Annotated in this window: 10 protein-coding genes; 3 read left to right on the forward strand and 7 right to left on the reverse strand. The window is 57.4% G+C overall.

The window, feature by feature from the left end:
* The first annotated feature begins 16 nt into the window (after positions 1–16).
* Complete coding sequence (locus HS103_14780) at positions 17–3,172, forward strand: glycosyltransferase (GenBank protein MBE7514063.1); 3,156 nt, start codon at positions 17–19, stop codon at positions 3,170–3,172.
* Positions 3,173–3,285: 113 nt separating this feature from the next.
* Here HS103_14780 and HS103_14785 read toward each other — a convergent pair whose 3' ends face one another.
* Together HS103_14785 and dcm are read right to left on the reverse strand one after the other, a co-directional pair.
* On the reverse strand, positions 3,286–5,274 hold the full coding sequence (locus tag HS103_14785) for a glycosyltransferase family 39 protein (GenBank protein ID MBE7514064.1): 1,989 nt from the start codon (positions 5,272–5,274) through the stop codon (positions 3,286–3,288).
* Complete coding sequence (gene dcm, locus HS103_14790) at positions 5,267–6,373, reverse strand: DNA (cytosine-5-)-methyltransferase (GenBank protein ID MBE7514065.1); 1,107 nt, start codon at positions 6,371–6,373, stop codon at positions 5,267–5,269. Before dcm ends, HS103_14785 begins: the two co-directional genes overlap by 8 nt.
* A gap of 173 nt (positions 6,374–6,546) precedes the next feature.
* Between dcm and HS103_14795 the strand changes: the two genes are divergently transcribed.
* Complete coding sequence (locus HS103_14795; GenBank protein MBE7514066.1) at positions 6,547–6,921, forward strand: transposase; 375 nt, start codon at positions 6,547–6,549, stop codon at positions 6,919–6,921.
* Positions 6,922–6,938: 17 nt separating this feature from the next.
* Here HS103_14795 and corA read toward each other — a convergent pair whose 3' ends face one another.
* The 5 genes from corA to HS103_14820 form a co-directional block, all read right to left on the reverse strand.
* The gene (gene corA / locus HS103_14800) at positions 6,939–7,922 is read right to left on the reverse strand and encodes a magnesium/cobalt transporter CorA (protein MBE7514067.1); all 984 of its coding nucleotides are present in this window, start codon (positions 7,920–7,922) and stop codon (positions 6,939–6,941) included.
* Positions 7,923–8,008: 86 nt separating this feature from the next.
* The gene (locus tag HS103_14805; protein MBE7514068.1) at positions 8,009–8,710 is read right to left on the reverse strand and encodes a DUF1461 domain-containing protein; all 702 of its coding nucleotides are present in this window, start codon (positions 8,708–8,710) and stop codon (positions 8,009–8,011) included.
* Positions 8,711–8,729: 19 nt separating this feature from the next.
* Entirely contained in the window at positions 8,730–11,030 is a 2,301-nt protein-coding gene (locus HS103_14810) for a PD40 domain-containing protein (GenBank protein ID MBE7514069.1), read from the reverse strand.
* 28 nt (positions 11,031–11,058) lie between these two features.
* Complete coding sequence (locus tag HS103_14815) at positions 11,059–11,778, reverse strand: esterase family protein (GenBank protein ID MBE7514070.1); 720 nt, start codon at positions 11,776–11,778, stop codon at positions 11,059–11,061.
* Between the two features lie 38 nt (positions 11,779–11,816).
* Positions 11,817–12,254 (reverse strand): DUF5519 family protein, encoded by a 438-nt coding sequence (locus tag HS103_14820; protein MBE7514071.1) that lies wholly within the window; start codon positions 12,252–12,254, stop codon positions 11,817–11,819.
* A 77-nt stretch (positions 12,255–12,331) separates the two neighbouring features.
* Between HS103_14820 and HS103_14825 the strand changes: the two genes are divergently transcribed.
* A complete protein-coding gene (locus HS103_14825; protein ID MBE7514072.1) occupies positions 12,332–12,616 on the forward strand; it encodes an HU family DNA-binding protein in 285 nt (94 codons plus the stop codon).
* The last annotated feature ends 85 nt before the right edge of the window (positions 12,617–12,701 follow it).

Genomic DNA, 12,701 nt, shown 5'->3' on the forward strand with positions numbered 1-12,701 from the left:
GTAGGATACAGTCACCATGTCGCAAGAGATCATCGCCGCCCTTGAAGAGCGTGTTCACGAACTGGAAAAAGCCCTTTTCCTCAGCCAAGAGGAAATCGCCCATCTCACGGAAAATGCCCTCTCCCGCGAGGATCACATCCGCCGTCGGGAAACCTCTATCCTTGCGCTGTATACCGAGATAGAGGCACTCAGCGAGGCACACGCCGCTGAACGGGATGCCCTCCAAGCGCGACTGGAGATGCTTCGTCTAACGTTGGAACAGAAAGACCTCGCCCTGAGCGAGGGGGCGTTCTACGCTGAATCCCTTGAGGCAGCGCGGTTGGAAAAAGAAGATGAGATGGAAGCACTCCGCCGTCAGCTTGCCGGCGTGACGAAGGTGGCGGCAAAACGCCACGCGCCGCCCGTCCTTCTTCCCCCTAACCGCAACCCAACGCACGACGGCTCAATTCCCGCTGAGGCAACGCTTGTTTGCACTGTTGCCGCCAAAAATTACCTTGCCGCTGTGCGCGTCTTTATGGCGTCTCTCCAAGCCTATAACCCCGCTGTTGTGCCGATTTTGCTTTTGGTCGATGAACCAGACGGGGCGTTTGACCCTGCCGTCGAGCCGTATCATATCCTTCAGGCAAAGGACATTGGCATTCCCAATTGGGATCACTTCACATTCAAATACGATGTGCTGGAACTCAGCACAGCGGTGAAGCCCTACCTGATGGAATACCTCTTTGATACCTACGATGCGGCGAACGTGATCTACTTCGATCCCGATATTCAGGTGTTCGGCAGTTTGGATCGGCTGCGGCGCGTGTTGGAAAGTTACATGTGTGTCCTGACGCCGCACATCACCGCCCCACTAACCGATGATCGCCACCCGAATGAACTGACGTTCCTTAGGGTGGGGACGTACAACCTCGGTTTTTGCGCCCTCAGCAAGCGCGGCGCGTGGCGCGATCTTCTCCGCTGGTGGCAAGAGCGACTCTACACGCAATGCACCCGCGAGGTAGACAAGGGGTTGTTTACCGACCAACACTGGATGGATTTTGCCCCCTCGCTGTTCCCCGGCGTCTATGTCCTGCGCGATGTCGGGTACAACGTCGCCTATTGGAACATTGCCACCCGTCCTCTCCAATGGGGAACAGCAGGCTACCTTGTCGGGGAATACCCTCTGATCTTCATGCACTTCAGCGGCTTTGAGCCGGATGAACCGGATTCGCTTTCCAAACATCAGGATCGCTTTCGCCTTTCCGAGCTTGCCCCGCCCTACCAAGAGTGTTTTTGGGAGTATGTAGCTCATCTGACGGCGCACGATTACTACACCACGCGCACCTATTCGTATGGCTTCGAGCGCTTCCCCGATGGAGTGCCCATCCCCGCGCAGCTTCGGGCGTGCCTGCGCACGACAGACCCTTACGGGCGGCGGTGGCAGAACCCCTATGACCTAACGGGGCGACGGACGTTTCGGGAATGGGCGACCCATCCCACACAGGGTTTTCGGTTCGTCTCGCCCCTCATGCTGCGCCTGTATGAGGAGCGCGTTGACCTTCAGCGGGCGTTTCCTGCCATTCCCGGCAGCGATGAGGAGGCATACGCCCGCTGGTGGGTGAACGAATCGGAGACGATCTCGCTCTTTCACCCCGTCTACAAGCGCCCTATCCTAGAGGCGCTGGCGATGTTCGCCCACTATACCCCCTCGGCGGACTTCATCGCCGCAACGCCCATCAGGTCCTTCCGCCAACGCCTTACCGATGCGGCAGCCTACTACCGTCGCTATCCGGTGGAGGTCAGACCGTACATCGACACGCGAAATTCCATGCCAAGCGCCTACAGCGGTCCGCGTGGGGGGGTCTATGGGACGGTCAGCCGCGCCTTGCGCCGCTTGGGTCTCATCCGTCTTGCGCGGCGCGTGATCGGGCTGCGGCTGATCCTCACCACGCGCTATTTCTTTGCCGAACGGGTCATTGATGTCCCCCACAAACCGGTGTTGTCCTCGCCGCGCCCGCCCGCACCCCCCCCACCGCCCGCAGTAGAAACGCCGCGCAAGGTGAAGAACCTCGGCATGGGGGTGAATATCGTCGGCTATGCGTACTCTGAAACGGGCGTGGGACAGCAAGCGCGAAACATGATCCGCGCCTTCGCCCATGAAAGCTATCCCCTCTCCGTTGAGGTCATTGATGATCCCGACTCAGACCGCGCCCGCAAACAAGACCGCATGGCAGCGACCTTCCCACAGGGCATGGCGCACGGCATATCGGTCTTTCACGCCAATGCCGATATGACCTATGCTGTGCGCAACATCCTTCCGACGGCAACCTACGAGGGACGTTACAACATTGGCTATTGGTCGTGGGAGCTAAGTACCTTCCCCACCCATTGGGATGAGGCATTCGCTATCTATGATGAAATATGGACGCCGAGCAGCTTCATCCAGAGCGCCGTCGCCGCCCGCAGCCCGCTGCCTATCTTTCGCACGCCGCCCTCGATTGAACCCGCCGTCCCACAGGGAATCACGCGGGATCATTTGCGGTTGCCGGAAGGGGCGTTTATCGTCCTCTTTATCTTTGATGCCTTCAGCATCTTCGAGCGAAAGAACCCTCTCGCCCTCGTGGATGCCTTTGAATCTGCCTTCACTGCCGACGAGCGCCGTTCCGATGTGCGCCTCGTGATCAAGGCGAACAATCTGCACACCATCCCTGAACAGCGGGCAGCCCTGAAAGCGCGGTTGAAGGATGTCAACGGGATTCTGTTGGAGGGCTACCTAAGCCGTGAGGAAACAAACGCTCTACTCAAAAGCTGCAACGTCTATGCCTCGCTCCATCGCAGCGAAGGCTATGGGCTAACCTGCGCCGAGGCAATGTATTGGGGGCGCCCCGTTGTGGCAACGGGCTATTCCGGCAACCTTGATTTTATGACGCCGGGCAACAGCCACCTTGTCCCCTATCGTCTTGTGCCGCTGGAGCGGGATTACCCGCCCTACGATGCGGGCGGTGTTTGGGCAGAGCCAGATAGTGCCGCCGCCGGACGTCTGCTGCGCGATGTGTTCTGCCACCCAGAGGATGCCGAACTGCGCGGCGCACAAGCCGCCGCTGACATACGGGCATGGAACAGCCCTGCCACTGTTGGCAAACTTATGGTGGAGCGCTTGCAGTTGATTCGGAGGCGGTTTGCCACAGAATGATCCTTCCTCTCCTGAGGGGGCAGGGGGTGAGGATATCTCCCCTGTGTTCAGCCTCGCGCGAACATGCGGGGCGGGGGACACTGCATGATCTCGAATGGTGAACCAAGCACGGCTCAGGGCTGCTCAAACCGAACAGTCAGGCTTTGCCCAATAACCGCCCCGCTCCCATCAACGACATTCTCACTGTAAAACGCCCGTCCATCGGGGGTATCGTCAAAGGTATATAACCCCAACTGCACCCCCTGAATCTCCCCGACGCGACTGGTATCGGCAAGGCAATACGTGCGAGTGAACAAATCGCCCACGCGCCAGTAGCGCCCGTTCCAAAATGTTCCATCCGCCTGCCCAATGCGCTCACCGGCGGCGTTCACAAAATGGACGGCAGCATTGAAAAAATCGGACTTGACGCTTGTTTTGGGCGAGGGCAGCACCCACAACGTCTCCAAACAGCCCTGTGCCGCTGCCCACTGTGTCCCTAAGAGGCGCACGCCGTTGGCAAAGCCTGGGAGCGTCGGGATCATCGTGTAGGGGCTGGTGTCAAGGCTGCCGCTGCGTTCTTCTAGGCGGAAACATGCTTCTGGTTCTCCGTTATCCAAACGACGGCGAGCAGGGAAAACCTCACCTATCCCGGCGCATCCATCGCGCAGCAAAAGCGCCCCTCCCGGCGGATAAGCATCCATGCCCTTATCAAGGAAACGCCGTTCGGGGAGATCATACAAGAGGACATTCCAAACGCTTGCTTGCTCATTGTAGCCCACGAACTGCCCATCCAACGCCGCCAAAACCTGTGTCGGGTTGTTTGCGTAAATTGCCTCCCGAACGGGCATGTAATAACCGAGGGGAATCCCAAACGCGCCCGTTGTGGCGTAGGTATTCAGGAAATTCAAGAGGGCGATCACATACCACAGGCTAAGCGTGACGACGACTGCCGCCGTCGCGCCGAACACACCCCACCCAATAAGGCGGGATCGGGCGGGAAACCGCTGAAGTATATCCCGCACCGCGCTCCCTAAAAGAATGTACGCCGCTGGAAACATCGGAATCAAATAGTGGGCATACATGGGTGTCCATGTAGGGGTGAACGCCAGCGGCGGAACAACCACCCACAACAGAAGCACTCGGTCTATCGTAGCATGGGCATCCCGCCGCCGGAGACTCCGTGCCGCAGCCCACAGCGCCGCGCCAACCACTGCCGTCGAGAGGGCATGAAAGATCGGGTAGGCGGGGGGGACTGTTTTCAGAAATTCGCCGTACATTTCTGCACCGGCAAAGGCGTGAATTTCTGCCCCGCCAATGGTCAGCCAAGCCTCTTGCCAAGCCTGAGCGCTCAGCGTCAGCGGGCGGCGCTCCCCTCGTGGGGCAAGGATGCGCCCTACCGTCTCTGGGTTGAGAAGGGATGCCCGCACTGCACCCACTGCATAGGGAAGCACCGCCAACCCCGCGAGGACGATGCTCAGCCAAAACGCCCGCGAAAGCCGCTTACGCCCTGCCCACACCATATAGAGCGTGGCAGGGATCAGGACGAACGCGGCGTAATGGATTTGTCCGGTAACTGCCAAGAGGGGTAGGTGAACCCACTGCGCCCATTTCTTCCCCTCAATAAAGCCCAAGACTCCCGTGAAGATCACCCCCACAACAAATGGCGGGAGCATCTCTTGCGCCCAGATCTTGCGCGAAAACATGACCGACCAGGGGGCGGCGGCAAAGATCACGCCGGCAAAGATTGCCGCCGTGACGCCGTAATAGCGGCGGGCAAAAAGGTAGGTAAAGGCGACAGCAATCACGTTCAGCAGCCCGATGTACTGCGTCGCCACGCGGGGATCGCTGCTCAGCAGGTAGGGCAGCGCCAAAATGTAGACATTCACGGGGGCGTTGCGCACGCCAACTGAGGAATCGATTCCCAAGAGGGGAAAATCCCGTCCGCGTGCCATGTCCAGCGCCATAAGGGAGAGATTCGCCTCGTCTTGTTTAAATTCGACCGCGCCCGGCATTCCCATGCGCAGTGCGGCAGCAAGGAGGATGATCCCAATGAAGGCGAGCCACTCAAGGCGCGTTGGGCGGGTGGTGTAGGGGGTGATTGGGTTTGTCGTTGTGTTAGTCATTGTCTACAGCGGGCAATCCCTCAAAGGCTTGGCGGACAGTCTTAAATGGTGGGCGTCCAAACAGGTCTCCTGATCGGCTGTGGGTTGGTTCGGGCAAACTCGCCTGTACATCTAGCCCTTTTTTTGTGCCAAAAAAGATCAAGCGGTGACGCTTTTGAGCATTCCCATAATAAGCAGAATTCAAGACGCGGTGATCGACGTCGTAACCTAGTTGATCCATCCTATGAAGGATGGTTTCAAGCAGTTTTCCTTTGGCAATTGCCTTCAGGTTGGAGACATTTTCCATTAGGAAAAGTGGGGGCGAAATATCCTCCACAAAGCGAAGAAATTCAAAAATGAGTTCACCGCGTGGATCATATGTTCCTTGTTGTTTTCCCGCTTGGCTAAACGCCTGACAAGGCGGTCCGCCATAGATCAACGAAATCGCAGAGCGATCAACCCCACAAGCCTCTAAAATGGTGCGGGGAGAGAGCCTTTCAATGGCTTCTTGAAAGACGCGCATGGTGTCGCCAAAGTACCCACGCAAGGTAGCACAGCGATCTTTTTCATGTTCCACACAAGCCACGGTTTGCCACCGTTCACTTCCCGCGCCACGCACCTGATGGGCGGCAACGTCCAACCCCCCTGCCCCACTAAACAGGCTGAGGGCAGAAAAGACGGCTTGTTTCGGTACTAGGTTACTAGCCACCCTCAAGAGGGCATCGAACAAGGCTCGTCCTAACTCAATTGGAACGGCATCCCCTACTTGCTGCTGAACACTAGTCACTGTTCCTTTGAACTCAAGATCATCAGGAAAACCCTGCAAGCGTGCCGCTTCGCGGGGGGTGATGAACCGATCTTCAAAAGGATGGACAAATTTGTTGTAGATATACCCCGTTACTGTCAATGAGGGTTGATCAGGATCAAGACGGATCATCCGCAAATTGGGACCGCCTTGCCGTGTCGGATCATCGTTCACATAAAACCGAAAACTGTCATGCCACAGCGCCTCAGGCAAATCCTGCATTTTTTGCCCAATCTTCAAGGCTTGGATACGACTGAGAACGGTTACCCCCGCTTTACGCGCTTGGTGGTTTGTGATTGTTTTTGGTTTATCCATAGCCCCTACTCAAAACGTAAATAAATCATTGATCCAGAGATCATGAGAGATTATTTCAGTTAGGGTGACAATACCATCAAAGAGATTATAGAACCCTTTCGTAGGGGCTTCATTCTCTGGAGGAAAGTATAATGACCCCCGAAAACGAGACCACAAGCTAAGGTGGAAAAAGTATAATCAGATTAGCTTGTGGAGGACAGGAAATAAGTGGAAAACGCAGACAACATAGCGACGAGTTCAAATTCAAAGTAGCCCTGGAAGCGAGCAAAGGGCATAAGACCGTCAACGAACTTGCCAGTGAGTACAAACTGCATCCGACTCAGATCAGCAGTTGGAAGAAACTGCTGCTAGAGGAAGGAGCAGGGGTGTTCAGCCGCAATACAAGTTCCAGGCAGCAGGAGCAGTCCGTGCGTGAGGCGGAACTTTATGAACAGATTGGGCGGCTCAAGATGGAACTGGAGTGGCTGAAAAAAAGCTGCCCAGTTCAGTTGAGAGGAGGCGTATACTGTATCGTACGCGCCGCCCCTAACGCATGGGCGATCTACTGATCCGGTCTAGCCATGCCTCACAGCCACCCCTTCTTCCGAAAGAAGTAGACCAATCCCAGGGCAATAGCAACCATCAGCCCTAAGGCGAAGGGATAGCCATTTCCCCAACGAAGTTCGGGCATGATATCGAAGTTCATCCCGTACACCCCCGCCACAAGCGTCACCGACATGAGGATGATTGAGCTTGCCGTCAGCACGCGCATCGTCTGATTCATCCGGTTGGAGGCAATCGAAAGGTAGGAATCCAACGCGCTGCTTAGCAGGTCGCGGTAGGTATCGATGCTGTCAATCACCCGGACAATGTGATCGTAGACGTCTTGAAAATAGACAATGGCTTCCAACTCAATGATCGGCTTTTCCCGCCGCAAGAGGACGTTCACCACATCACGGGCGGGGGCAACCACCCGCCGCATGGCAAGCAAATCTTTTTTCAGCGAGAATAGTTCGGGAAGTGCCTTCTCATCAAAGCTCTCGAAGATGCGCCCTTCAATGCCCTCCACCACTTCAGCAAGTTGGTCGATCACCGGAAAATAGTTATCGACAATGGCATCCATCAAGGCATAAATCACCCCGCCAATGTGATGCCCTACCACCTGATGGTTGTTTTGCCAGCGCTGCACGGTCTGCTCAACTTCGGGAATCTGCCCCTTGTGGACGGTGACGAGGTAATTTTTTCCGACAAACATCGCCACTTGACGGACGCCGATCATCTTATCTTTCGGGTCGTGTGCCGCCGCCGGGCGGTAACGCACCGCATAAAAGACGATGAAATAGTAACCCTCATAGCTATCGATCTTCGGCTTTTGGGGGTGAATGGCGTCTTCGAGGGCGAGAGGATGAAAGTTGAATACCTCCCGCAGGCGTTTCAAATCCTCGTTGTCGGCGTGTTCAATGTCGTACCAAACAAGGTTGCCCGGCTCAGCAATGACCTCTGCAAGATGATTCGGGTCGGTAATTGGGCGGGCTTCCCCCGCTGCGGTGGTCAGGATGATGTGGTGCATACGGTAGCGGTATCCCCTCCCCAACGTAGGGCTATGGCAGAATCATTCTAACATTCTTTGGCGCGGGATTTCTAGGGGGTCTGCTTTTAAACCCCGTCGTGGTCACTAGAGGTCTTTCCCACTCGCCGCCCCCACCACACCGCCCCACCGATGAGCGCCCCCGCGCCTATCGCGACGATCAGCCCTAAGCTGAGCGCCGCGTTTTGCCAAAAGGGAATCGGAAACAGGCGAATCAACCCATCCGAATAGCGAAACTGCCACGTTCCCGGCGCAAAAAAGAGATCGTGAAACCTATTGAAAAACTGATTCCAATCGATCAAGATATAAACGATCAGGGCGGCGAGGAGGATGAGTGCCAGCCCCCCCCCGCCGACCATCCCCCGCCGCAGCATTTGCCGTTTTGCCGCGCCGCCCAGCGGGAGGAGAAAAAATATCAGCACGCCCACCATGAACACCCCCAACCCCACCTGAAATGCTGTGTTCATAACGACCTTCACATCAACCATATGCCCTAGTTCACGTTCGTTGAAAAGGATCTGTCCATCAGCGCTGCTCAGGCGGCGCAGGACATCAACATCCTCCCCTGAAAGAAGGTAGTCAACGGCATTCACCGCAAACTGACGGCGTTCCTCGGTGGTGAACCCATACGGATCGGGGGCGATGTTCGGGAAGGCATAGACAAGCCGCGTGTAGGCAGGCGTCACGAGGAGGCGAATCCCGCCCAAAACAAGAAAGAGCGGGATGGTCAGGGTGAAAAATGCGGTGAGACTATGCTTTAGCCGGGTCATTGCAGGCGGGTTGTGTCCCTTAGGGTGTGCGCGAACGCGGCGTGTTTGTCGGCGGGGCAGAGCCAAAGGGCGAGGTGGGGGGTGGGGTTGCCGTTGCCCCCGGTGTTTGGAAGGGTGTCCAGGTTGGCGGTGGGCTGGCGGTGGCGGAAGGCGTGCGGGTGAGGTTCGTCCCTCCGCCCAACGATGCCCCTCCCGTCGGCGTTGGGGCGGGTGCAGAGCCATTCCCTCCCCACACAATCCCACTCGTCTCGGCAACCATCTGCCCCTCGCCAACAACGCCCCGCAGCAGCGGCAGCCACCACACTTGTGTGGCGGGCGCTTGGCGCAGCAGTTCCGTCGCCGCAACATTGTTCAGGAAGGCATCAATCAACGGCGCGGCGCTTTCCGTCAGGGTGAACAAAATGCCCGTCCCGTCAGGACTCGGTGCGATCCGCCCGATTCCGTAGCCGCGTCCGGCATAGAGTTCTTTTGCCGCGCTTTTGACCAAATCAAGCTGAAAGAGTTGGACATCGTACAGTCCCACGCGGAAATCCCACGTCCCGAAATATGCCATCCCTCGTGCCTGTTCTGTCGGCTCGTTGGCAGGGAGTTCTTCGCGCAGCGTTGACCACGCTACATAGACATAGGCGGGGTTTGTATCCCACGCCAGTGCTGTGATCGTTTTTCCCTCTGGGACATTCAGCAGGGTTTTCACCGTTTTATCGGCAACCGTGATTGCCACCAGCGCCGGCGCGGGCGAATTCACAGCGCCAAGGAGCGTCTCCCCGTTTGGGGAGAGCGCCGGAAGGTAAACAAGTTCCGCGATCTGTTCGGGAACGCCGCCCGCTGCCGGAAGGCTCATGACGCCCCGCCCGCAATTCCCAGAGATGTAGATATAGCCCGTCTTTGCCCATGCCAAGAGTGGGCGTGCTGCGCCGGTGATCGGGTAGCCCGCCTCCGCCGCCATAAGCCGCGCCGCCGGATCGGGCGAGGGCGCAGAGCAGCTCGTTTTCACCGCCCCCGCGCTGCCGATTTCGCGCACTGTCCCTGTCTCGATATTGAGCGCCCGAATCGTCCAGCTTGAGGCTTGCAGAATATTCCCGACAACAAAGGCGATCTCCCGCCCATCGGGACTCCATGCGGGTGGGTAACCGTACCCCACACTGGTGACGAGTTCCCCTGCGACGACCCGCGCCGCCCCAAAGGTGGGCGAAGCAAGGATTAGTGTGCGGGCGTTAGGGTCAATATAGGCAAGTGCGTCCCCACGCGGGGAGACGGTCACCTCGCGGTAAGGGTTTGCCGTCGTCGCCCCGCCGCTGATCGGCTTGCCCGGAAGGTCAACCAGCGTCCCCACATAGACATTCCCCCCGAAGATGTGCGCAAGAAGGGCAAGCGGGGAGGTAGCCGGGGGCAGGCGCGGCGCATCGATCACCCCCGCCGCTACCGTCGTCGGACCGAAGCGGTTCAGCATCTCGGCAAAGGCGTTCGTCCAAAGGGGGTAATCCGTCTGCGGGGCAAACTGAATCACGCGGTAGGCGTTCCCATAGGCGACGAACATCGTCACCCGAAACTGGCGAATCGTCCCATCGGCACAAGGGGCAATGTAGAAGGCGCTCAAGCCGCTGCGCCGGACGGGGGTGCGTCCGGCGGTGAATTCCGCCCGCGTCACGGCGGGGGTGTAGTCATCCAGCAGCGTGCTTGGGGTGTTTTCTCCGGCTGCACCCAGAAAGGCGGCGAACATCCCCGCCCCAGCACAAACGGGCGTTGGCGATGCCCCAAAATACACCTCACCGCCGCCGCGATCCGTCACCCGCCACTCGTTTGGGTAGGCAATGGTGTACTGTGTCGCCCGAAAGAGCGCTAGAGGGATCATCGTGGGGGTGGGCGGAAGGGTAGGCGTGAAGGTATCTTCTATCGTCGGCGAGGTGGGAAAGGTCGCCGTGATCACGATCTCGCCGCTTAGCGTTGGGGTGGCGGTTGCGCCCGCCGAAATCGCTGCACAAATGACGATCCGATCCCCGCTGCGGCTGGTGCGCATGTCATAGGTGATCGCCGCGATGGTCAGTTTGACCTTCCAACCGGGGACAATCACTTGGGCATAGTTCTCCCCAGCAAGTGGGCAGCCTAAAGAGGTATCGCTGAAGTCCGCCGCCTCATAGGTGTAGGAATCAATGGTCGTGACGGGGATTCCCAACTGACTGCTCAGGTATTGAATGAGCTTGATCAGAAGCTCTTGGGAAGGAGCGTCTTGGGCAGCGGCGCGGCTGAAGGCGGCAAAGGTGATCAGGCAGGTGGCGGCAAGGATCACCACTCGCCGTACAAGGTGTTGACTGTGGCTCATGTCTTTAGTTCGCAATCTCATCAGCGCTCTAATCATGACCACCAATGTAGGCGGCGATCATCTGCTGCCAATAGGGCCAATCATGCGCCCACCCATCCCATTCGCGCAGGGCGTTGCCAATTCCCTTGTTCCAGAGCGTTCCCGACATTTCACGGGCGCTGTGAATCAGGCGATCTTCTTTGCCGCCCGCCATGATGATGTCAATCCGCCGCATGTGTTCTAGACGGTCATGGTTGTGTTCGTTGGGGATGAACTGGATCGGATTGTTGAAATAGACATTATCATCGGAGTAGCCGCCCGTGAAACGGCGAATGTCATAGACGCCGCTCAGGGCGACGATGCGCCCCGTTTGTTCGGGGTACTTCAAGCCAAAGGTCATGGCGTGGTAGGCGCCAAAGCTCGCCCCGGTGTAGATCATGAAGGGGTTGCTGTTCTTTTGGCGGGTCAGCGGCAGCACCTCGTTGTGGATATACCAGAAATACTGTGTGTGGCGGTAGGCACGTCCGCTTGGGTGCGCCCACCGTGCGTACCAACTCTCGCTGTCGATGCTGTCGATGCAGTAAAGTTGGAGGAATCCGTTTTCGATCTGGTGGCTGAGCGTGCCGATCATCCCCCGATCTTCCCACTCGAAAAATTTCCCCATCGAAGAGGGAAACACAAGGACACGCGCCCCGGCATGACCAAACACAAGCATTTCCATATCCCGATTCAGGGACGGGCTGTACCAGCGATGATATTCACGATTCATGGCAAAAATACCCACTCTATCCATTGTGAGAGGCGGCGTTAATCCGCGTCGGTAGTGGAGTCCATTTTATCTTGTGCGATCAAGGGGCGCATTGAATCGGAGAGATTCAGGTGGGCAAGCATCGTTTTTACGTCGGCGTGAATCACCCGATCCCGCTTGATTCGTTTCTGAACATAAGCAAGCTGAAACAGCCACAAAGCCCGTTCACTGTCCCCCTCCTCCCGAATATAAAAGCTGATCCAGCCCGTTTTGGGCAGAAGATGGTGTGCCTCGGCACGCCCTTCGGCAAGCAGCGCCTCACGGATGGCACGGCTGAACAGGATGTCCACCATCCCATTGCGGTGAAAATGCCCAAGTTCAACCGCCCCCAAACGGAATTCCGTCCCCCCGAAGCGGTGGGGGGCTGCGCTGACACCTTCCCACCCGCCAACGGTTTCGCGGATCGTCGTTAGGGCGCTTATCAGATCGTTTGGCATGGAAAATCCCCTTGTATCATGTATAATCCCCAACGCACACAGCTAATGATTGAGGAGTTTTTTGAATGTCGAAGACGATTACCAAAACCGATCTCATCGCTCAGGTGGCAAAAGACGCGGACGTGACTAAAGACGCTGCTGCCACCATCGTCAACGCTATCCTTGAGAGTATTGTGGATGCGCTGAAAAAAGGCGAAAAAGTGACGTTGACCGGCTTCGGGACGTTTGAAGTGCGTAACACCGCTGCCCGCACTGGGACCAACCCGCGCACAAAAGAAAAAATTCAAATCCCTGCTGGTAAGCGCGTCAGCTTTGGCGTTGGAACCACCCTTCGTGAGGCGGTGAGCGGCAAAGGCAAGTAGTCCTACCTCAGTTTTCAGTGTTGCACCGTCCCCGACGGTAGTGAACGGCGGCTGCCACAGCCGCCGTTCATGATCGTGGCTGAAA

This window comes from Anaerolineales bacterium (assembly GCA_015075625.1).
In the GTDB taxonomy this organism is placed as follows: Bacteria; Chloroflexota; Anaerolineae; order Aggregatilineales; family UBA2796; genus UBA2796.